The organism is Flavobacterium oncorhynchi (genome assembly GCF_002217355.1).
In the GTDB taxonomy this organism is placed as follows: Bacteria; Bacteroidota; Bacteroidia; order Flavobacteriales; family Flavobacteriaceae; genus Flavobacterium; species Flavobacterium oncorhynchi.
The window spans coordinates 15,170-37,352 of sequence record NZ_MUHA01000018.1; the positions used below are offsets into that span (position 1 = coordinate 15,170).

The following is a 22,183-nucleotide window of genomic DNA, read 5'->3' on the forward strand; positions in this document are numbered from 1 at the left end:
ATGAAAAAATATATAAAATTAAAATCAGTAATTGTCTTAATGTTTTTTATGGCTGGATTAACTCAGTCATGCAGTTTAGATGAAAAAAACCTTACTACTGTTTCTTTGGATAAATCTTATAGCGAAAGGCCGGGATTCGAAGGATTAATCAACAGTTGCTACGAGAATTTATATTTCCTGCACGGAAAGGTCGATTATATAGCACCTACAGAAGCAGGAACCGATTCTTGGGAAAACGTGAGTAATAGCGGAATTGGTTTTACACAATATGCCAGTCAGTTAAATCCAGATGACGGAAATATTAAAGTAATTTGGGGTACAGCTTACACAACTATTAATCTTTGCAATACAGCAATTTATTATTCAAAAGATGTTAAAGGTTATGCTTCTACAGAAGAGTTGAATGCAAAATTGGCAGAAGCTTATTTCCTAAGAGCCTTTAGTAATTTTACATTGGTAGAACAATTTGGAGGTGTAGTTCTAAGAACAAAATCATCTATTATTGAAGGAGCAGATAACGCTCCAGTGCGTAGTTCCGAGAAAGAGTTTTACGATTTAATTATTGAAGATTTGAAATTTGCCTGTGCAAATCTTCCAGTGCAGCAGACTTTACAAGGACGAGTGGCTAAGAAAGCGGCTTATGGTTTATTGTCAAAAGTATATCTGCAGAGAACAAGATTAGGAGACGCTTCGGAGTATGCAAAATTGGCCTTAGAAACCGCTGAAGAATTAATTAATAATGCAACAAAATACCAGACTGCTTTATATTTAAGCGACAATGCTAAATCGGGATTTAAGAAGCTATGGGAAGGCAGCAATAATAAGAAAAACACAGAATTTTTGTTTACTCAGGGAATTGATCCTGGAGGTCTTAATCCAGAAGGTTTCAACAGAGGAAGAACAAGACAGTATTATTTGCCAGATTTAGCAACCAGAGGAGCAGAATGGGGAGCTGGAGCAACTAGTATTTTGTATGGACGAGCCAATAGCCGTTTGCTAAAACCAAGTAAATATTTGTTGACAGAAGTGTTTACACCTGTACAATCGCCAGCAGATACACGTTTTGCAGAAACATTTACGTACAAGTTTTATGCTGCAGCAAATAAAACGATTACGCAAACCATGGCGACGGCTTATAAAAAAGATCCTTCAGTAGTTGGTTATACCATTAAAAATACATTAGCACAGGCACTTCCGGCGGTTAATTTTTATTCGCAAAGAATAGAGGAACAAATTAATATGAATAATGATGAAGGTTTAGCCGTGTTCACTCCAAATTGGAATATCGATCCAGTTGTGAAAAGCAAAATGCCAATGCTTGTAGCTGATCCAAGTGATATTTTCGAACCAGGAACCAATAAGTATAAGGATCCTGCAATGTATCCAAATGATCCAAATCTTATTAATATTTTTCCAGCCATGCGAAAATTTTCTGCAGCATTGTATTGTCAAAGCAATCAGTATTGGTTAGGAGATATTCCTATTATTCGTTTGGGAGAAGTGTATTTGATAGCGGCAGAAGCAGCTATTTTAACAGATAATCAGGCTAAGGCATTGATTTATGTAAATACTCTTAGAAAAAGAGCCGCGTTAACATCAAGAGAAAGTGAAATGTTGGTTTCAGGTGCTCAAATGAATATCGATTTTATTCTAAAAGAAAGAGCAAGAGAGTTATCTGGCGAACATACAAGATGGATTGATCTAAAACGTACAGGAAAGTTAACTAAAACCTATTTGGATCAGACAAACCCAATCGCAGGAACAAATTTTGTTGAAGGCAAACATACTGTTAGACCAATTCCGAGATCATTTTTGGATGCAATTTCAAATGCCAAAGAATTTGGTACTAATGGGTATTAAGTGCACTTTTGGTTAGGTGCTTTGGGCAGTTCGAAAGAGCTGCCCTTCTTTTTATAAATTAAAATGACTTCCATTTCTGAAAGTCATTCTATAAAATTAAAAACGATTATCGCCATCCAAAAGATTTCCTAATCCGCCAAGTAAACTTCCTTCATCACGACTGTTTCCTCCAGATTTTGGTGCCGATGCAATAATGCGGTCAGCCAGTCTTGAGAATGGCAGTGACTGTATGTAAACTGTTCCCGGACCTTTTAAAGTAGCATAAAATAATCCTTCGCCGCCAAAAATAGAATTTTTGATTCCGCCAATAAATTCAATATCATAATCTACATCTTTGGTAAAACCAATAATGCATCCTGTATCTACTTTTAAAACTTCGCCGTGACCCAATACTTTTTTAGCCATTGTTCCACCAGAATGTACAAATGCCATTCCGTCTCCTTCAATTTTCTGCATGATAAAACCTTCGCCTCCAAATAAACCGCGTCCTAATTTCTGAGAAAATTCTATTCCAACAGAAACACCTTTGGCAGCGCATAAAAAGGAACTTTTTTGACAGATAAATTTACCTTGAAATTCTGTTAAATCAATTGGAAGGATTTTTCCTGGATATGGCGATGCAAATGATACTTTGCTTTTAGTATTTCCTTGGTTTAAAAATGCTGTCATAAACAAGCTTTCGCCAGTAAGAACCCTTTTACCTGCATTTAAAAGTTTGCCAAACAAACCTGAACCTTGTTGTTGAGAACCGTCTCCAAATATCGTTTCCATCTGGATGTTGTTTTCCATCATCATAAAACTTCCAGCTTCGGCAATTACAATTTCCTGTGGGTCTAGTTCTATTTCAACATACTGCATTTCTTCCCCAAAAATCTGATAATCTATTTCGTGTGCCTGCATAATTTCTAAATTTTTTGTTTTTTAAAATTAGACAAAAAATTCAGTAGAATGTTACAGCATTTTGTGTACTTCGGCTGTTTTTAAGAATATTATATGATTTTGTTATTTTAAATTAGTCTTAATTATGTTTTTTATTGCTTTAAATTCTATATTTTTGCACCGTTATTATATTTTATCAGAATGGCATTAGTTAGTGATTTGACCACCAAAGTATTATTTGAAACCGAAAAAGGATATAGTTATCAATGTGATTTGACCAATAGTATAATTATCAATTTTGTTGATACAGTGTCAAGTTATAGAATTCAGGATTTTTTGATTTTTCAAAGAAAGGTTAATAGCGTTGACATTCTTAACATGCTTTATGACTTATCTGATCAGTCAGACGCTCAGTTGATTGAAACTACTAAAAGAAATTTTTCTAGAAATCTTACTATCTGCGAAATAGTGCAGTTGAGAGATTTATTAAACGGAACAAAATTTACCCTTACATTACATTCTATGCTTTGCAGTATTGTTAATGTAGAGCTTATTTAGATTCTTACTTAGATTAAATCCAAATTTTCAGGTGTTTAGAGCTGCCGTCTTTAATTTTTGTAATTTTACACGTATAAAAATTAAAGGTTATGAAAGATTTACTAAGAACAAGTACTTCATTAGTTGAAGGAATCGAAAATATATTGAACTTACAAGCAAAATTAGAAAGCGACGCTTCTAATAAATATTTAGCTATGGCTGCATGGCTGGATAGAAATGGTTATGCAAATACAGCATCTTATATGTATAAGCAAGCCGAAGAAGAAAGAGAGCACTTTCTAAAAGTTTTCAAATATATTACAGACATGGGTGGGATTGCAGTTACGCCATCTGTTCCAGAAGTGCAGCAAGAATTTGCTTCTTTTAAAGAAGTATTTGAAATTGCTTTGCAAAACGAAATTGCAGTAACTCAGGCAGTCAATAAAGTAATCGCAAAATGCAGAGCTGAAAATGATTATGCTACAGAAGATTTTATGATGTGGTATGTGGCTGAGCAAAGAGAAGAAGAGAAAAATGCAAGAAGAGCTTTAGAGCTTTTTGAATTGATCAACGAAAACGCAGCTGACGGCAAATTTCAATTAGACGTACAAATAGCTAAAATTGGATAAGTAAACCCAATTTATAAAATTAAAAAAGCCCTTAATGATTTAAAATTATTAAGGGCTTTGTTTATTTATTCATTCATCAAGCTTTCAATCTCATTAGCTTCAATCGGAATGTTGCGCATTAAGTTAAAAGGTTCTCCTTTTTCTTGAACGACAACATTGTCTTCTAAACGAATTCCGAAACCTTCAGCAGGAATATAAATTCCTGGTTCAACCGTAAAAACCATATTAGCTTTCATAGGTTCGTGAAGCAAACCGTAATCGTGTGTGTCAAGTCCCATGTGGTGAGACGTTCCGTGCATGAAATATTTTTTGTATGCAGGCCATTCTGGATTTTCATTCTGAACATCTGCTTTATCAATTAAGCCTAAACCAAGTAATTCAGAAGTCATAATTTTACCAACTTCAATATGATATTGTTTCCAAAGTGTTCCTGGCGTAAGCATTTTTGTTGCTTCGTTTTTAACTCTTAAAACAGCATTGTAAACGGCTTTTTGACGATCAGAAAAACGTCCTGAAACTGGAATTGTTCTCGACATATCGCTTGAATAATTTGCATATTCAGCCGCAACATCCAACAAAATTAAATCACCAGCTTTACATTGCTGATTGTTTTCGATATAATGCAAAACATTTGCATTGTTTCCAGAAGCGATAATTGGTGTGTAAGCAAAACCTTTAGAGCGGTTACGGATAAATTCGTGAGCCAATTCAGCTTCGATTTCATATTCAGTCACATTTGGTTTTACAAACGACAATAATCTGCGGAAACCTTTTTCTGTAATATCACAAGCCTGCTGAATCAAATCGATTTCTTCGCTTTCTTTTACAGAACGAATTCGCTGTAAAATTGGGTTGCTTTTTGCAACATTATGTGCTGGATAACGTTCTTTCCACCATTTTACAAAACGTGCTTCGCGAGTTTCAGTTTCAACAGACGCGCGGTAATGTTCGTTTGTGTTGATGTACATCGTGTCAGCATACGTCATCATTTCGTTTAAGACTTTATGAAAATCCTGCAGCCAATAAACAGTTCTAATTCCCGAAACCTGAAAAGCACGTTCTTTAGTTAGTTTTTCACCTTCCCAAACAGCGATGTGATCGTTAGTTTCTTTCAGGAAAAGAATCTCTTTTTGATTTTCATAAGGTGCATCTGGAAATAAAAGTAAAATGCTTTCTTCCTGATCTACGCCGCTTAGATAAAAAATATCTCTGTGTTGTGCAAACGGAAGAGTACTGTCGGCACTAACTGGGTAAATGTCATTAGAATTGAAAACGGCAACAGAGTTTGGTTTCATTTCTGCCGTGAATTTTTTGCGGTTTTTTACAAAAAGAGCGCTGTTTATTTGATGATATTTCATAATAACTTAGTTTTTGAACTTCGAATTTCAAAATTACATTTTTTTACAAAGTAGTGTATGATAGATTTATTAAAGTTTTCTTATTTGTTTTGAGTTTGTCGCAAAGACATTAAGACACAAAGTTTTCTAACCGCAAAGGGCGCTAAGAATTACGCAAAGTTCGCAAAGATTTCCTCAGTATTGTCATTTCGACGAAAGGAGAAATTTACGCAAGTAACTCTGCAAAGATTGGCGATCTATCTCTCACGCTTCCGTCAGTTTTATAATACATTCTTAGTTTTAATTGTTTCTAATAATGAAAAAAAAGTTACTTTAGCTTAAGTACAAGATAGTTTTAAGGTGTTGATCATTTAGGGAAATAAGTATTAATAAAGTGGAAGAGGAGAAAATAATTCAAATGCTGATTTTTTGTCACGCACTATTTGGCGGCATTGCATTGCTTTCAGGTTTCGTTTCTTTAATTGTAGAAAAAGGAAAAATAATCCATAAAAAAACGGGGAAACTATTTTATTTTTCCATGCTTTTATCAGCGTTTACAGCATTAATAATTTCTGTTTTGCCTAGACATGAAAATCCTTTTTTATTTTCAATAGGAGTTTTCAGCTCTTATTTTATTTTAACGGGTTACAGAGCTTTGCGGTTTAAAACTAGAAATTATAATCTAAAAACAGATAAAATAATTTCGTGGATTATGGTTTTTACAGCTGTTTTGATGATCTTGTATAATCCTTTAGTAAATCACAAAATCAATATAGTTCTAACTGTTTTTGGAATTGTAGGTTTGAGTTTTTCAATGAGAGATTTACGGCTTTTTAATAAAATTGATAAATTAAAAAAGGATTGGTTAAAACTGCATTTAGGTAAAATGATTGGCGGATATATTTGCGCTGTAACAGCTTTTGTAGTGGTAAACGAATTTTTTTCAAGTTTTTATGGCTGGTTTATTCCTGGAATTATTGGAGGATTTTATATCGCGTATTGGATTCGTAAATTGAATAAAAAACAGAAAGTTAGTATTGTCGTAGAAAAGGAATAAAAACTGAAGAAAGAAAACTTCTATTAATAAAATAAAATGCAGACTTCTAATTTTAAATTAATTACAATTGCAGAAATCAAAAACAAGTATCCTCTTTTAATTGAAGATGAAAAGTTTGATTATTTTGATGATTGGGAAAACGAGGATTTTTTTCTTATCGCAGAAGAAGATGTAAATTTTGAAGGGAATTTTTATTTAGATCTTTATGAAGATAAAGAGAAAAAATGGCTTGCCAACTTGTTAAATCTTCCAATTAAAAAGGTTGAAGAAATAAGAATTGAAGGTGTTTTGATAAATGGGAATTTCTCTGTAAACGGTTCAATTATTAATGCCGAAGGCGATTACGGGCCTTATGTTTTTATAAATGGAAATATTATTTGTCAAAGTCTGCTGTTAGGAGGTGCCAATGTTGAAATAAAAGGAAATATTGTAGCAAAAGAAGTGGTTATGACGTATTATAATCATGGTAGTTTTAATTGTACAGGATTAATTGATTCTCCAGTTTTTATTGTTAATGATCATAATACAAAATTTGCAGAAAGAAAAAATAATCTCTTTTATTATAACGACAGAGCCGATGATGTCGATCCAAAAAATGAATGTAAATATGATAATGAAACCGGCGATGAAATTATCTCGAATGAACTTCGAAAGTTATTGGATAATCCGTTAATTGAAACTTTTGAAGAGTTGGAACGAGATTTGGCAAGAGGCGAATTGGTTTTAAAACAAAATAATCCGCCTGCGAAAACTTATGAATATTGGCGCGATCGTGTTTTGGCAAATTATAGAGACCTTAAACTCGTTCCAAAACAAATTAAAACTGAAGAACTTTGTAATTTGGCATTGAATATTACATTTCACGCTCTGCCATTTATCAAGCAGAATTTAATAACATACGAACTTTGCGAGAAATTAGTGAGTAAAGATGGTTTTGCAATTCAGGTAATTCCAGATCAGTTTATAACAAAAGAACTTTCTTTTAAAGCCGCTGAAAGTGGTACAATGCTGAGATTAGTTCCAGAAGAATACTACTCTAAAGAACTGATACTATTGGTTTTTAAAAACGGAAAACATGAACCTGATATCAACGATGTTCCTTCTCGATTTATTACAGAGAATCTTCTTGCAGAATATGTAAAAATTGGAAAAGGATTGTGGCTGGATAAAGCAAGCAAACAAAACGGAATTGATAAATTGCATATTTTAAAACAAGTAATCGATTCAGGAATTGAATATTTGGACACCATTTTCGGAAATCATTTTAGTAAAGAAACGGTTGATTATGCTTTTTCGGTTTATAAAAATCAAGAAGATTGGAACAAATATGTTCAAAAATACAAACCGAAGTTTGAGCGCATTGGTTTGAATGAATACTTGTAAAACGGTAAAATAGATTATAGTGTTACATATTAATATCAGAAAAGTAGAAAAGCAGGATCTAGATTTTGTTTACAAAGCAATCTGCGAACTCGAAAATGAAGTTTTAGATTTCGAAGTTTTCGAAAGGATATTCAATGAGAATATTTCTAATTCAAAAAATCTTTATCTCATTGCCGAAAACGAAAGTGAAGGTTTAGGATTTATTAGTTTTCATACCCAAAATCTTTTACATCATTGCGTATTGGTTGGTGAGATTCAGGAATTTTTTATTCATCAAAAACATAGAGGTAAAGGCGTTGGACGCTTATTGATAAATGAAATCAAGAATTTTGCAGAACAGCATAATTTAAAAAGTATCGAAGTTACAACCAATAAAAGACGAGTAGAGAATGTTGCAATTTATGAAAATCTCGGATTTAATCTGAGTCATAATAAGTTTACGATTTACAAATAAATGCTATAATTTAATGTCAGAAAATCATAGAAAAGTAGAATGCAGCAATCATGGAATAAGAAATAACGCCTTTGTGTGTCAGCATTTAGTAAACTCAGAGTTTTCTGGTTTTTGGGAACCGTTTGATTCAGATTCAACAAAAGAGTATGATGATGGCGAATTAAATGCTTGGTGTGATGAATGTGATAAGATACTGGTTGAGCAAGGAGAATGGAATGATGTATCTGAAGAATTTGCTCAAATTCAACTCATTTGTGAGGTGTGTTTTTTTGAACTGAAAGAATTAAATCGAGGTTCCAGTAATTATTATTCGAAATGAAAATTTTTAAAGCTTCGTTCATATATTTTCAAACCAATGACAATAGAAAAAGCCAATATAATTGACGATGAAATCCTAACTTCAATAACCAAAAAATCAAAAGCATTTTGGGGTTATTCGGCAGAGCAAATTCAGGAATGGGATAAAAACTTGACCATTTCTCAGGATTATATTAAAGAACATAATGTTTATAAATTGACAGTTAATAATTTAATTATTGGCTATTATTCGTATTTTTTTAAAGATGAAAGAGAAATTGAGCTTGATAATTTATTTATCTTGCCAGAATATATTGGCAAAGGATTGGGTAAATATTTAGTACTTGATTTTTTAAACCGAATTAAAGACCAAAAAGCAGAAAGAATAATACTCGATTCAGAACCAAATGCTGAGGATTTTTATGCTAAAATGGGATTTGTAAAAATTGGAGAATTCGAAACTTCTATAAAAAATCGTTTCATGCCTATTATGGAAATGAAACTTTAAATTTAATTCAAGTGAAACAGCTAAACATTTCCATAAAACATAATCTTCTAGTTGGTTTGTTTATTGCGTTATGGCTTTTTGTTTTTGCTTTCATCATAAAACCTTTTGATGATGGCACTATAAATTTTAGAGCTTGGTTTTTAATTAGTTTTGGTTTTAGTATAATAGCATTTTCGTGTTACGGTCTTTTAATGATTATTCAAAAAAGCTTTTACGAAAGAATAACTAAGTGGAATGTCGGTTTAGAAATAGCAAGTATCATTTTCTTCTACTTGGTTTATTTATTTGGGGTTTATGCATATTATAAAAGCCCGATTTTAAATGGTGGATATAATTTTTACGAGTTCTTTTCGGTAATATTTATAAAAGTCGCTTTGATTTTGACTCCGGTAATTATTCTGGCAAGAAGATATTTAATCAAATTAATTCCTGTAAAAGAAGATTTTCTGGTAATTAAAGGCGAAAATAAACTAGATGTTCTAAAGATTAAAAAATCCGATTTGGTTTGCATTTCTAATGCTCAAAATTATGTCGAGATTTTTTATACAGAAAATGGAAAACTAACTTCAAAACTACTGCGAAGTTCACTCAAAAACATTCAAAAAGATTTTAGCTTTTTAAGGCAGATTCATCGTTCGCATTTAATAAATCCGTCTCATTTTAAATCTTGGAGAAATCCAAATACCATTATTTTGACCCAAATTGAACTGCCGGTTTCTAAAAATTATAAAGAAACTTTATTGACATTATAATTTCGTACCTAAAACAATATGTTTTGTACCTAAGTCTCTAAAATAGGGCTTTAAACCAGTTTTTTCATTTTAGTTTTGCTTCATCAATTTTAAAAATAAATTATGAAAACAAAACATCTTTGCCTTTTGGGATTATTATTTTTCCTGATCAGTTATTTATTCTTTTCTAAAATTTTGCCCAATTTTCAAAAACCAATTGATTTTGCTCATTGGTTTAATTTAATTGGAGCTTGTTTGTTGTTGTCGTTTAATGATGTGTTTCCTAAAAGCAGATTAAATTCAGCAGCTTCTGTGCTGACAAGTTTGGGTGTTATTGCGCATATCGGACTTTGCACCATCGATTTTATTATGTCGAGTTACGGAAATAATGAAATTGCAAAAGAGGCATTAAGCAATCAAATTAGTAATTCTCCAAGTATTTTGTATCCTTTTGTTGTCGTTGGACCATCTTTGCTTTTTATTGGTTTAGCAATACATGCTTTTGGTTTTGTTAAAACGGATACGATTAAATCTTTGATGGTTGTTTTTGCTTCGGCTGCTATTGGGTTTTCTTTTTTTGTGTTGAAAAACGGCGTTTGTATGTTCTTGAGCTGTTTGGTTTTTGTTTTAGGATTGGGTTTACTGCTTTGTAAGAATGATATTAAAAAAGTGAAAGGAAATCTATATATTTGAATGGATTTTATAATTTTGAGCCAATCAAATTTAAATATGAATAAGATTTTTACCTTACTAGTTTTACTTTTTGTATTCAATATTTCTGCACAGAGCACACTTCAATTTGATAAAAAGTTTGTTCAAAGTGAAGATAGATGGGTAGCATTTCCTTCGGATAGTACTGGTTCTTATAATTTTGGATTTATTTATATTGACGCTCAAGCTGGATTAACTTTTGACTACGAAGGAAGTTTTAAGGTTGATGAAAAAGGAATGTTTCTGCCAAATAAAAGAGAAAAGACAAGTTCTATGAAATATAGATTACGGCCAAATAATACATTAGTAGCATTTATTCCTGAATCTAAATATACAGAATTGCAAATCTCAAAAGAGCCAGATTGGCTTAAAAGCTACAAAACAGGCGAAGGCTCTATAGAAAGGTTTTATCAATGGGGTTTCATGTATAATGGTTGGAATGAATGCGAAAAGGCTTTGGGATACCTAGAAAAGGCTCAAAAAGTTGACCCTGAATACAAAGGTCTTCGAGTAGAGTTAGCGTTTTCTTATAATTGTCTTAAACAGTATCAAAAAGCTGTTGATATTTTGAAAATTGCTATAAAAAAAGAACCTCTTGACGCTTATACAAATAAGGAGTTGATTTACGCAGAGACAAAAAACGGCAATCTGCAAGATGCTGAAAACGTTTGTCGTAAAGTTTTTAAAGAATGTCCTGATAAGACTTATAATTCTGAGAATGCTTATAATATCTTGCAAGCTTATTACATTAAAAAAGACATTAAAAACTTCAACAGTTGGTTTGCAGAAGCGAATTCGTATTTAATGAGCGATCAAAAATTGAAGTCTTTAGCAGAACAAATGAAAAAGGAACTACAGCAATAATATTAAAATCGAAAATTGAAAAAACATATAAAATATCTAATCGCACTCTTTCTGGCTTTTGTCGTGATTGCGAGTGATGGTACTTTGTATTCTCAATCTAAATCGGCAGAATATTACGAATCTTCGTTTGTAGTTTTAAGAAGGGAATTAAATCTTAAAAGTTCTCATTTATATAAATTTGGACAAGTTGCTTCTTATGGTAAAACAAGATTTTTAATTGTTTTGAATTTTCTTAAAAACGAAAATGTTTTTACTTTTCAAATTAAGAAACTGTTGAAATTGCAAAATCTGCTTCATCAAAAACTAATGTCATTTATAAATCAGTCTGTTTTTATAAATGAAATAATCATTTCAAATCATTTCGGTAAAAGTTTATACAACGCTTAAGAAAATTTATTTCTCAGGCTTTATGCAATCTCAAAGCATAAGATGATATAATAATGTCTAATCATTTATCATTTTCAAAATGTATAAACAAAATAAAAAATCTCACTTGGAGCAATCTAAGCGACCAGTTCTTAATTGGATAAAAAGAAAATTACTTTTAATAATAACCGCTTTTATGCTCGGAATGTCAAACGGAATGAATGCCGAAGATCGTTCCATTAACGGAAGTTTTGTTCAGACAGAACAACAGGATAAAAAGGATTGATTTCTCTAATTAGAGAATGTGTCAATTTGATAATTAGAGAATTTTTATGAAATTGAGAAAAATAATCAGCTTCAATTTTATATTGTGACCTTTGTCAAAGTCCACACATAATCTTGTCATTTCGACGGAGGAGAAATCTCTACAAATGACTCCGCAACGAAAGTCAATCTTTGTAGAGCTTCTTGCGAAGATTTCTCCTCCGTCGAAATGACAAATTATACATGTATAAAAAAACCGAAGCGAAAGCTTCGGTTTTTTGTTTGAATTTTGGGATTTCAAATGTTGGAAATTAATCAACCCATTTATAATATCTCGCCCCAATCAAAACTGGAATCTCTTTTTCAATTCGATCTAAAATCCATTCGTTTTTTGGAGTTCTAACACTTTGTTTTTGTTCTTTTTTATGAAGGCTTTCATAAGTATTGAAGTCAATTTCTACACTTTCGGCTAAATTTTCAAAAAGTTTCACATTTTCTAGAGCAGATTTCCATTCTGGCTGAATTGTTCCTTCAAAAACTTTAGATTTCGATCCGCTTCCATAAGCTAAGAAACCGAATTTAGTTCCTGAAATTGCTGCATTAGTATCATAAAAATGAGCCAAAGTCGATAATAATCCCATGAAAATAGAACCTGTGTAAAGGTTTCCAATTAATGAAGAAGCCAATTCGGCAGGTTGTAATTTTTCAGTCACAAAACTTCTGTAATCTTCAGATTTTGCCACTTCTTTAATTTTTGTCTGATAATCTGCTGGTGCAATATCATCGGCAATAATTTTTTCAGCACTGTCTAAAGCATAAATTTCAGATAACATTCTTCTTCCCTGAAAAGAATACGGCAAATGCATTACGATGCTATGCCAAGTGTTATATAGTGTTTCGGTAGTGTTTTTTAATTTTTTGAATGAAAAGTAAGCATTTCGCGTACGATCCATATAACATTGATTTGAATATTGTCCGTCGAAAACAGGTTGATCTTTATGGATTTCGATTTCTGCTTCTAAATTATCAAACCAAGAATCGTTGTTTGTGTTTTTTGTGATTTCGTTTTTAGAGATAGTTCTGTACGGTTTGAAGAAATCAAAAACACCTTTTGTACTTGTTGCCCAATTGTTATCAAAAGCAATAATTTTTGGATCTGCACTAATTAACATTGCAACAGCTCCAGCGCCTTGTGTATATTCTCCGCCAGAATTTAAATCGTATTTTGCAAAATCAGCCGCTACTACAATTGCTTTTTTTGCTGGGTTTAATTTTACAAAGTCAAGACAGTTTTGCAAGGCATCAACAGCGCCGATACAAGCAAAAGTAAAATCGACTACATCACATTCGGCTAAGGTATCTTCTCCAAATTTTTGCTCCATTAAGTTAATTAAATAAGAAGCAATTGGTTTTGAACTGTCGATTCCGCTTTCGGTACCAACATAAATTCGGCCTATTTCGTTTAGGTTTATTTTATTATCAGTAATAAGTTTAGTTAAAGCATTTGCGCCAAACACAACCGCATCTTGATGAACGTCTGGGAAAGTCATTTTTAGTAATCCAAGACCTTTTTCTAATTTTTCTGGTTCAATATTTCTGGCGATTGCCAAAGTTTTTATGGGTAAGTGTATGTTTGCTACATCAAAAGAAATAGCGTCAATTCCTGTTTTCATTCTCATTTTTTTTGAAGCCGATAAAGGTAAAATTATGTTGTGGAATGGCAATTTTTTAGATTGATTAAATTTTGCTCCAGCTGCACTTTTGAAGAAAACAGATTAAAACTTTAAATAAAATATCAATATCATAAATTTTTGACAATATACGTAGAAGTGATTTTTGAGTTTAAGCCTTTGTGAGTAGGTTTTTGGAATCTTCTATAGGGAATTATTTTTTAGCAGCTTCTTTTTTGTACGTAAAAATACGTACTCGGAAGCTATTTTAAAATCATTATAAATAAGAACGAAATGGTTGTAGTTCTTTTGTATTTGAGTTATTTTTGTATAATTTTTTAAAACAAACTACTTAAACACTTATGGCACAATCTGCACTATTGAATGCTTCCATCTTAAAGAAAGTAGCTATGGCTCTTTCGGGAATATTCTTAATCACGTTTTTAGCGCTGCATGTTTCCTTAAATTTTATTTCTATTATTAGTGAAGACGTTTTCAACGAGGCTTCTCACTTTATGGGATACAATCCGCTGATTCAATATGTAATGCAGCCAGTTTTGGCGATCGGAGTAATTTTCCATTTTGTAATGGGATTTATTTTAACTGCACAAAATAAGGCAGCAAGACCAATTGCGTATGCAAAATACAACGGAGCGGCTAATGCTTCCTGGACTTCAAGAAATATGATTATTTCTGGAGCGGTTATTTTAGCTTTCTTAGTATTGCATTTTTATGATTTTTGGTTTCCAGAAGTAACCTACAAGTATATTGCAGGAACGGCTCCAGATGCTACAAGATATTATGGAGAATTGGTTCATAAATTTCATGACCCAATCCGTACAGGATTATACTGTATTGCATTTGTGCTGCTAGGATTTCACCTTTGGCACGGATTCAGTTCGTCTCTTCAATCAGTTGGGATGCACAATAAGTATTCAAGATTTTTAAGTAAAGTAGGTTATTGGTTTGCTGTAATAGTACCGGCACTTTTCGTAATTATCGCATTATTTCATCATTTCAATAATTAATATCAATTATAATGGCATTAGATTCAAAAATTCCAAATGGTCCTATAGCGGACAAATGGACAAATTATAAAGATCATATTAATTTAGTAAACCCCGCTAACAAACGTAATTTAGATATTATCGTTGTTGGTACAGGTTTGGCTGGAGGTTCTGCAGCAGCTACTTTGGCTGAGTTAGGATATAACGTAAAAGCATTTTGTTTTCAAGATTCTCCACGTCGTGCGCACTCTATCGCAGCGCAAGGGGGTATCAACGCAGCAAAAAACTATAAAGGTGACGGTGACTCAACTTACAGATTGTTTTATGATACTGTAAAAGGTGGTGACTACCGTGCACGTGAGGCAAACGTTTATCGTTTGGCTGAAGTTTCGGCAAATATTATTGACCAATGTGTGGCTCAAGGGGTGCCGTTGGCTCGTGAATATGGCGGACTTTTAGATAACCGTTCTTTTGGAGGAACTTTGGTTTCTCGTACATTTTACGCACAAGGACAAACTGGACAGCAATTATTGTTAGGAGCTTATTCTGCAATGAACCGTCAAATTGGTCGTGGTAAAGTAAAAATGTACAACCGTCACGAAATGTTAGACATTGTAATCGTGAACGGAAAAGCGAGAGGTATTATCGCTCGTAACTTAATTACTGGAGAAATAGAAAGACATTCTGCTCATGCGGTAGTAATTGGTTCTGGAGGATACGGAAACGTATTTTTCCTTTCAACAAATGCTATGGGAAGTAACGCAACAGCAGCTTGGAAAATTCATAAAAAAGGAGCGTTTTTCGCAAATCCTTGTTACACACAAATTCACCCTACATGTATTCCAGTTTCAGGAGATCACCAGTCAAAACTGACTTTGATGTCTGAATCTTTACGTAATGATGGTCGTATTTGGGTTCCTGCAAAATTAGAAGATGCTCAGGCAATTCGTGAAGGAAAGAAAAAAGCAACAGATTTATCTGAAGCGGAAAGAGATTATTTCTTAGAAAGAAGATATCCAGCTTTTGGTAACTTAGTTCCTCGTGACGTTGCGTCTCGTGCTGCTAAAGAAAGATGTGATGCTGGTTTTGGAGTTAACAAAACTGGAGAAGCTGTTTACTTAGATTTCGCAGCAGCAATTAAACGTTACGGAACTGAAGATGCTTATGTAAAAGGTTTAGATGATAAGGATGCTGCTTTAGTAACTAAATTAGGAGCTGCAATCGTGAAAAGTAAATACGGAAACTTATTCCAGATGTATTACAAAATCGTTGACGAAGATCCTTATACAACACCAATGATGATTTACCCAGCGGTTCACTACACAATGGGTGGAACTTGGGTTGATTATAACTTAATGACTACAATTCCTGGATGTTTCTCAATTGGAGAATCAAACTTCTCTGATCACGGAGCAAATAGACTTGGAGCTTCTGCTTTAATGCAAGGTTTAGCTGATGGATATTTCGTATTGCCATATACTATTGGAGATTATCTTGCTCCGGATATTAAAATGGGAGAAATTTCTACAGACTTACCAGAATTCGTTGAAGCTGAAAAAGCAGTTGTAGATCAAATTAACAAATTCATCAATAACAACGGTAAACATTCTGTAGATTATTTCCACAAGAAATTAGGAAAAATCATGTGGGATAAAGTAGGTATGGCTCGTAATGCTAAAGGTTTAAATGAAGCTATCGAAGAAATTGCTGCTTTACGTGAAGAGTTTTATAAAGATGTAAAAGTTCCAGGAAGCGCTAACGAATTTAATCAAGAATTAGAAAAAGCAACTCGTGTTGCCGATTTCTTAGAATTAGGAGAATTGTTCGCGAAAGATGCTTTACACCGTAACGAATCTTGTGGTGGTCACTTCCGTGAGGAATACCAAACAGAAGAAGGAGAAGCACTTCGTGACGATGAGAACTTTGCATATGTTGCAGCTTGGGAATACAAAGGAAAACCAAGTGATGCAGTATTACACAAAGAAGCTCTTAATTACGAAAACATTAAATTAGTTCAAAGAAGTTATAAATAACATAAGGTTAAGAGTTAAGGGTTATGAGTTTAAAGTCGTTCGAAGATTTAGAGTGCTGGAAAGCAGCACGTGAATTAAGAATCTTTGTTTCTCAAAATATTCTTTCGAAATTTCCAATTGACGAAAAATATGCCTTAACTAGTCAGCTTAAACGATCTTCTAGATCTGTTAGTGATAATATTGCCGAAGGGTTTGGGAGATATCATTATCAAGAAAATATTCAATTCTGTAGAATTGCGCGAGGTTCATTAACTGAATCTTTAAATCAGGTAATTACTGCTTTAGATGAGAATTATATTGAAGAAGATTTGTTGCAAAAATTTAGAGAAAGGTTCGAAAGAACCAAAGCAATATTAAATGGATATATAAATTATTTAGCTAGGACTAAAATGGAGTAGTAACCCTATGACGTTTAACTCTTAACTTATAACCCATAACAAAATTATGAAACTTACATTAAAAATATGGCGTCAAAAAAACGCCCAAGATAAAGGAGGGATTGTAGAATATCCTATTGATGGAATCGAACCAGATATGTCTTTCCTTGAAATGCTTGATGTTCTTAACGAACAATTAATCAACAAAGGAGAAGAGCCAGTTGCATTTGACCACGACTGTCGTGAGGGAATCTGCGGAATGTGTTCTTTATTCATCAACGGAGAAGCGCACGGACCAGACAGAGGTGTTACAACTTGTCAGTTACACATGCGTATGTTTAAAGATGGTGATACGATTTTTATTGAGCCATTTAGAGCAAAAGCTTTCCCAGTAATTAAAGATTTAGTGGTTGACAGAAGTTCTTTTGATAGAATTCAACACGCAGGAGGATTTATCTCTGTAAATACTTCAGGAAATACTATTGACGCAAATACAATTCCAATTAACAAACACGATGCAGATAAATCATTTGATGCGGCGGCTTGTATTGGTTGCGGGGCTTGTGTTGCAACTTGTAAAAACTCTTCAGCAATGTTGTTCGTTTCTGCAAAAGTATCTCAATATGCTTTATTGCCGCAAGGTAAAGTTGAGGCGGTTGACCGTGTATTAAACATGGTTCACCAAATGGATTTAGAAGGTTTTGGTAACTGTACAAATACAGGAGCTTGTGAAATCGAATGTCCAAAAGGAATTTCACTTGAGAATATTGCACGTATGAACCGTGAGTATTTAGCAGCAAGTTTGAAAGGATAATTTAGAACGCAATTTTAGTTTATATTGAAAACGCATCCGCTTAGGCGGATGCGTTTTTTTGTGGTCTATTCGTAAAACAATTGTGAAGCACTTATTTCTTGTTTTTCTTTTCCTTCCTGTTGTATAAAGCAGTTTAAAGTTGTCCCTCCAATTTGGTCAAAATAACTGATGTTTATTTTATGAAATCCTTTTTCAAGTTTTACAGCTCCATAAGCTTCATTGAGCCAATGGATGCCGTCATTATCGACAATTAGTTCATCATCTATAAAAAGCTTCGATCCGTCGTCTGAAAGCGTTGAAAAGGTATAATTTCCTGTTTCTGAAATATAGATGTATCCGTTAAATTTTAAGCCGATATAACGCTCCAATTTTGTTTTCCATCTCTCGCTGCTGATATTACCTTCAAGAATTCCAGAATTAATAGGTTTTGCCAATTCTAAATCTTGTACCTGCTGGAATAATTTTCCCGTATAATAATCAAACTTTAAACCTTGTTTTGTTGGTTTTATAGAGAGAGCAGTTTTTAAATCAGGATTCTTGACTATTATTTTATTAATAGAACTTTTTCTTCCGCTTGGACTTATTTGAACAGTTTTTATGGTTCTATATTCTCCTTTTGGAATGTTTATCGTTACAGGCTTTTTGTAAAGTGCTGCAGTTTCATCTGGATTATAACCGTCAATTGTATAAAAAATCTGCCCGTTTTTAATAGTCGGTTTTAAGTCTAAAACGTATTTTGATGTGATTAATGCCGTTTCTTCTGCTCCAAATGGTACTGGGACTTTATACAGTCGTTTTTGAGATTCTAGTTTTTCTAAATGATGCGGCATTCGGTTTAAAATGAAACTATTGTAGTTTTTATTTTGAGAGTTTGTCCAAGCAATTTCAGCCAAAGCAAATACTCGGGGATAAATTTGGTAGTTTAATTTGGCAGGACTCGTCAAATATTCAGACCAAAGATTAGATTGAACTCCTAAAATATATTTCTGTTCATCAATGGTTAAACTGTCAACAGGAGTTGGGTTGTAGTTGTAGATTTTTTCGACAGTTACTAGTCTTCCAACGGTAAGAGGTTCTTGTGGAGAGTAGCCTTGATTGTAATCCAGATATAAAAATTGTTCAGGATTCATGATAACAAAATGTTTTTGCTTGGCGGCGCTGATACCGCCAGATTCTCCACGCCAAGACATTACGGCTGCATTTGGAGCCAGTCCGCCTTCAAGCATTTCATCCCAGCCTAAAATTTGTCTGCCGTTAGCATTTAGGAATTTCTCGATTCTGGTTGTTAAATAAGTTTGTAATTCATGCTCATCTTTTATGCCCAATTCTTTGATTTTTTTCTGGCAGTTTGGGCATTCTTTCCATCTTGCTTTTGGACATTCGTCTCCGCCAATATGAATGTATTTACTCGGAAACAAAGCCATAACCTCGGTTAAAACATCTTCTAAAAATGTAAAAGTTTCTTCTTTTCCGGCACAGAATATATCTTCAAAAACACCCCAATATTCGACAACTTTATATGGGCGATCAGGAAAGCAGGATAAATTAGGATACGCACTTACGGCAGCGGTTGCGTGTCCCGGCATTTCGATTTCAGGAATGATGTTAACATAATGTTCTTCGGCAAATTTTACAACGTCTTTGATTTCTTCCTGTGTGTAAAAACCTCCGTATGGATTTCCATCAAAAAAATAGGGGAATCTTTCAAATTTATTTCCTACTAAAGTCTGCGCTCTTTTCGATCCTACTTCGGTTAGTTTTGGATATTTTTTTATTTCGATTCTCCAGCCTTGGTCGTCAGTTAGGTGCCAATGAAAATTATTTAATTTATAATAAGACATCTGTGCTATAAAATCTTTTATAACATCAACGGTGAAAAAGTGACGGCAGACATCTAAATGTAATCCGCGATACGTATATCTTGGTTCGTCCTCGATAGTTAAGCAAGGAAGTTTTATTTCCTGATTTTTTAGTTGATTTGGGAGCAGCTGCAGTAAACTTTGAACAGCATAGAACAATCCTTCTTCGTTTCCTGTAACTGTTATTTTTTTTGAAGTTATATTGATTTTGTAAGCTTCTTTTTTTTCAGACGTACTTGGAGTTTGAGCAATAAACAGAACTTCAATATTGCTTTTTTTATTGGGCATATTAGAGTTTACGGCCGATTCAAAAATAGAAGCTGTTCTTTTTTCTTTGGTGCTGAATTTGTTGTCTTTAAAAATGACTTTTATCAATCCGTTAATTCGAATACTGTCTCCTGTAGCTTTATAAAAGTTTGGTTCTGGGATTATTGTATTGTTGTTGGATGGGTTTTGAGCATTTCCGAAGAAACAGCAAAACATTAAAAATAAAAAGATACTTTTTTGCATGGTTGTTTTCTTGATTTACAAAACAAATTTAGAGTTTATGAAATGCTTTTTGCAAAAAAAATGCAAAACTAAAATTTGTTTAAATGTCTTTGTAATAGGCTAATTAACTTTTTGGTTACTTTCTGTTATAATTTGTTTCGCAATAATATTGCATTTATTGTTTACCTTTGTTTTTATAAAAATGAATTTGCATGAATAATGATAATGAGTTGGTAAATTACACGAAGGAAGAACGTAAAAATCTTATTTTAAAAGAGATAAATCTGCATACCCGTGTAAGTTTTGAAACACTATCGGTTAAATTGTTTGTTTCGGAAGATACCGTTAGACGCGATGTTAATGAACTTGAATCTGAATCGTTATTGATAAAAGTGAAAGGCGGTGCAATGACAAAAGCGTATCACCATTCTTCATCAAATCAAGTTTATGCGGGCGAGTCTAAACAAATTATTGCACAAAAAACAATAGGGCTGCTTCGCGATGGAATGGTTTTGTTATTAGGAGGCGGTACAACAATTAGAGAGTTTATCCGATTGATTCCTGACTACTTAAACTTGACCATTTTTACTGTTACTGTTTTGTCTGCAGTTGAACTTCTAGACAAACCTAATGTTAAAATTATAATGATTGGCGGCAGTATTTCGTCTTACAGCCAAATGTGTGTGAGCGGCGATGTCTATACTCAATTGGCTAATATTAAAGTTGATTTGTTAATATTAGGTACAAATGCTTTAGACGTCGAAGGTGGTTTCTCAGATTCTGACTGGGAAACAGTTCAGGTAAAAAAAGCAATGATTCAAGCGTCTGAAAAAACAGCTATTCTTACTATTTCTGAAAAATTAGATACGGTGCTAAAAATGAAAATTGCCAACTTATCTGAGGTAGATTACGTTGTTACAGAAGTTGATCCTAACGACGAAAAATTACAAGCGTATAAGAAGGCAGTTCCAAGTTTAGTTTTTGTTTAATCCCAATTCTTCATTAAAAAATTAATCCAGTTCTGATGAAAGATTTTGTCTAAATCTTCATCAGAATATCCGTTGTTTTTAAAGATCAAGACCAGTTTTTGTAAATCGGCTATTGTATTTAAATCATACGGAGATTGCTCTGTTCCAAAAGCACCGTCCAAATCGGAACCTACGCCAATGTGATTTGCATTTCCTGCCAATTGACAAATGTGATCCATGTGTTTAAAAACGGTTTCTAAATTGCAATTCATTTCTAAAGGCATCGAAACACCTCTCTGCCAATTCGGAACCAGCATCCATGCATCTAAAGCACCTCCAATAACGGCTCCTCTAGAAATTAAAGCTTTAACCATTTCATCGCTGTATTGACGATTGTGATCAACCAAACTTCGGCAGTTGTTATGACTTGCCCAAACGGGACCATTATAATGATCTAAAGCCTGCCAGAAAGCATCGTCGCACAAATGAGTTGCATCCAAAATAATGTTTAAACGCTCCATTTCTTTCAATAAATCAAGACCATTTTGATTCATTTTTCCCGTTGCGTCCGTTCCGTTTGCATATCTGCCTGGTCCGTAATGTGCTGGGCCAATAGCTCGTAATCCGTAATTATATGCTTTTTCTAAATAAGAAATGTCAATAATAGAATCGGCGCCTTCTAAACTCAAAATATATCCAATAGGTTTTTTGTCATTTGGAGTGCCGTCATTCCACAAATCAATTTGTTTTTGAAGCGATTTTTTATCTGTGATTTGTGTCATTTCTCCTGCTTCTTCCATGGTTTTGTACCAAGTAAGCTGTCCTTGCGTTTGTGCCCAAGCTTGTTCAGGAGAATTCCAACCCGGAATAATACTGTCAGGTTTTACAAATCTTGCAATTTGAGTAGCAACCACAATTCCGATGTTTCCTTTTCGTAAATCGGGAAATGAAACTGTTGCGCGTTCACGATCAGGTTTATCTGTCATTCCTTTTTCTAAATGACGCAAAGCGGCAACATCATTTCGTAAATCTCTATTCCATTCCATTGCATTCATGCTCAGGTCTAAATGGGCGTCTATTATAAACATA

Annotated in this window: 23 protein-coding genes; 18 read left to right on the plus strand and 5 right to left on the minus strand. The window is 33.4% G+C overall.

Annotated elements, in window-relative coordinates:
- On the plus strand, positions 1-1,860 hold the full coding sequence (locus B0A75_RS12760; RefSeq protein WP_089054661.1) for a RagB/SusD family nutrient uptake outer membrane protein: 1,860 nt from the start codon (positions 1-3) through the stop codon (positions 1,858-1,860).
- 96 nt (positions 1,861-1,956) lie between these two features.
- Here B0A75_RS12760 and B0A75_RS12765 read toward each other — a convergent pair whose 3' ends face one another.
- Positions 1,957-2,760 carry a TIGR00266 family protein gene (locus B0A75_RS12765; RefSeq protein ID WP_089054662.1) on the minus strand — a complete coding sequence of 268 codons (804 nt, stop codon included), beginning with the start codon at positions 2,758-2,760 and terminating at the stop codon, positions 1,957-1,959.
- A 180-nt stretch (positions 2,761-2,940) separates the two neighbouring features.
- Here B0A75_RS12765 and B0A75_RS12770 point away from each other — a divergent pair, with 180 nt between their 5' ends.
- A complete protein-coding gene (locus B0A75_RS12770; protein WP_089054663.1) occupies positions 2,941-3,297 on the plus strand; it encodes a hypothetical protein in 357 nt (118 codons plus the stop codon).
- Positions 3,298-3,386: 89 nt separating this feature from the next.
- On the plus strand, positions 3,387-3,905 hold the full coding sequence (locus B0A75_RS12775; RefSeq protein ID WP_089054664.1) for a ferritin: 519 nt from the start codon (positions 3,387-3,389) through the stop codon (positions 3,903-3,905).
- A 65-nt stretch (positions 3,906-3,970) separates the two neighbouring features.
- Here the strand turns inward: B0A75_RS12775 and B0A75_RS12780 are convergent, their stop codons facing one another.
- Complete coding sequence (locus B0A75_RS12780) at positions 3,971-5,263, minus strand: aminopeptidase P family protein (RefSeq protein ID WP_089054665.1); 1,293 nt, start codon at positions 5,261-5,263, stop codon at positions 3,971-3,973.
- Between the two features lie 397 nt (positions 5,264-5,660).
- Here B0A75_RS12780 and B0A75_RS12785 point away from each other — a divergent pair, with 397 nt between their 5' ends.
- From B0A75_RS12785 to B0A75_RS12830, 10 genes are all read left to right on the plus strand, one after another.
- Positions 5,661-6,299: a DUF2306 domain-containing protein gene (locus B0A75_RS12785; RefSeq protein WP_244284393.1), complete on the plus strand. Its 639-nt coding sequence runs from the start codon at positions 5,661-5,663 to the stop codon at positions 6,297-6,299.
- Positions 6,300-6,335: 36 nt separating this feature from the next.
- On the plus strand, positions 6,336-7,682 hold the full coding sequence (locus B0A75_RS12790) for a bactofilin family protein (protein ID WP_089054667.1): 1,347 nt from the start codon (positions 6,336-6,338) through the stop codon (positions 7,680-7,682).
- Positions 7,683-7,701: 19 nt separating this feature from the next.
- The gene (locus B0A75_RS12795; protein WP_244284394.1) at positions 7,702-8,136 is read left to right on the plus strand and encodes a GNAT family N-acetyltransferase; all 435 of its coding nucleotides are present in this window, start codon (positions 7,702-7,704) and stop codon (positions 8,134-8,136) included.
- Positions 8,137-8,149: 13 nt separating this feature from the next.
- Positions 8,150-8,455, plus strand: coding sequence for a hypothetical protein (locus B0A75_RS12800; RefSeq protein WP_089054669.1), 306 nt, complete (start codon positions 8,150-8,152; stop codon positions 8,453-8,455).
- A 36-nt stretch (positions 8,456-8,491) separates the two neighbouring features.
- Complete coding sequence (locus B0A75_RS12805) at positions 8,492-8,941, plus strand: GNAT family N-acetyltransferase (RefSeq protein ID WP_089054670.1); 450 nt, start codon at positions 8,492-8,494, stop codon at positions 8,939-8,941.
- An 11-nt stretch (positions 8,942-8,952) separates the two neighbouring features.
- Positions 8,953-9,693 carry a LytTR family DNA-binding domain-containing protein gene (locus tag B0A75_RS12810; RefSeq protein WP_089054671.1) on the plus strand — a complete coding sequence of 247 codons (741 nt, stop codon included), beginning with the start codon at positions 8,953-8,955 and terminating at the stop codon, positions 9,691-9,693.
- Between the two features lie 102 nt (positions 9,694-9,795).
- Complete coding sequence (locus B0A75_RS12815; protein WP_089054672.1) at positions 9,796-10,365, plus strand: hypothetical protein; 570 nt, start codon at positions 9,796-9,798, stop codon at positions 10,363-10,365.
- A gap of 36 nt (positions 10,366-10,401) precedes the next feature.
- Positions 10,402-11,247: a tetratricopeptide repeat protein gene (locus B0A75_RS12820; protein WP_089054673.1), complete on the plus strand. Its 846-nt coding sequence runs from the start codon at positions 10,402-10,404 to the stop codon at positions 11,245-11,247.
- A 15-nt stretch (positions 11,248-11,262) separates the two neighbouring features.
- Positions 11,263-11,634, plus strand: coding sequence for a hypothetical protein (locus B0A75_RS12825; protein ID WP_123872369.1), 372 nt, complete (start codon positions 11,263-11,265; stop codon positions 11,632-11,634).
- Between the two features lie 79 nt (positions 11,635-11,713).
- The gene (locus tag B0A75_RS12830) at positions 11,714-11,899 is read left to right on the plus strand and encodes a hypothetical protein (RefSeq protein ID WP_089054675.1); all 186 of its coding nucleotides are present in this window, start codon (positions 11,714-11,716) and stop codon (positions 11,897-11,899) included.
- Between the two features lie 289 nt (positions 11,900-12,188).
- Here the strand turns inward: B0A75_RS12830 and B0A75_RS12835 are convergent, their stop codons facing one another.
- The gene (locus tag B0A75_RS12835) at positions 12,189-13,550 is read right to left on the minus strand and encodes a hydroxymethylglutaryl-CoA synthase family protein (protein ID WP_089054702.1); all 1,362 of its coding nucleotides are present in this window, start codon (positions 13,548-13,550) and stop codon (positions 12,189-12,191) included.
- A 359-nt stretch (positions 13,551-13,909) separates the two neighbouring features.
- Here B0A75_RS12835 and B0A75_RS12840 point away from each other — a divergent pair, with 359 nt between their 5' ends.
- Genes B0A75_RS12840 through B0A75_RS12855 form a run of 4 tightly spaced genes read left to right on the plus strand, consistent with a single transcriptional unit; the run spans position 13,910 to position 17,778 of the window.
- Positions 13,910-14,575, plus strand: coding sequence for a succinate dehydrogenase cytochrome b subunit (locus tag B0A75_RS12840; RefSeq protein ID WP_089054676.1), 666 nt, complete (start codon positions 13,910-13,912; stop codon positions 14,573-14,575).
- Positions 14,576-14,586: 11 nt separating this feature from the next.
- Positions 14,587-16,587: a fumarate reductase/succinate dehydrogenase flavoprotein subunit gene (locus B0A75_RS12845; protein WP_089054677.1), complete on the plus strand. Its 2,001-nt coding sequence runs from the start codon at positions 14,587-14,589 to the stop codon at positions 16,585-16,587.
- Positions 16,588-16,610: 23 nt separating this feature from the next.
- The gene (locus B0A75_RS12850; RefSeq protein ID WP_035653142.1) at positions 16,611-16,985 is read left to right on the plus strand and encodes a four helix bundle protein; all 375 of its coding nucleotides are present in this window, start codon (positions 16,611-16,613) and stop codon (positions 16,983-16,985) included.
- A 46-nt stretch (positions 16,986-17,031) separates the two neighbouring features.
- The gene (locus B0A75_RS12855; protein WP_089054678.1) at positions 17,032-17,778 is read left to right on the plus strand and encodes a succinate dehydrogenase/fumarate reductase iron-sulfur subunit; all 747 of its coding nucleotides are present in this window, start codon (positions 17,032-17,034) and stop codon (positions 17,776-17,778) included.
- 65 nt (positions 17,779-17,843) lie between these two features.
- On the opposite strand, the gene B0A75_RS12860 is transcribed toward B0A75_RS12855, so the two are convergent.
- A complete protein-coding gene (locus B0A75_RS12860; protein ID WP_089054679.1) occupies positions 17,844-20,147 on the minus strand; it encodes a family 20 glycosylhydrolase in 2,304 nt (767 codons plus the stop codon).
- A gap of 191 nt (positions 20,148-20,338) precedes the next feature.
- On the opposite strand from B0A75_RS12860, the gene B0A75_RS12865 reads away from it, so the two are divergent.
- The gene (locus B0A75_RS12865; protein ID WP_089054680.1) at positions 20,339-21,115 is read left to right on the plus strand and encodes a DeoR/GlpR family DNA-binding transcription regulator; all 777 of its coding nucleotides are present in this window, start codon (positions 20,339-20,341) and stop codon (positions 21,113-21,115) included.
- On the opposite strand, the gene B0A75_RS12870 is transcribed toward B0A75_RS12865, so the two are convergent.
- Entirely contained in the window at positions 21,112-22,182 is a 1,071-nt protein-coding gene (locus B0A75_RS12870; protein ID WP_089054681.1) for a dipeptidase, read from the minus strand. The two genes, B0A75_RS12865 and B0A75_RS12870, sit on opposite strands and share 4 nt — an antisense overlap.
- Position 22,183 lies beyond the last annotated feature (1 nt).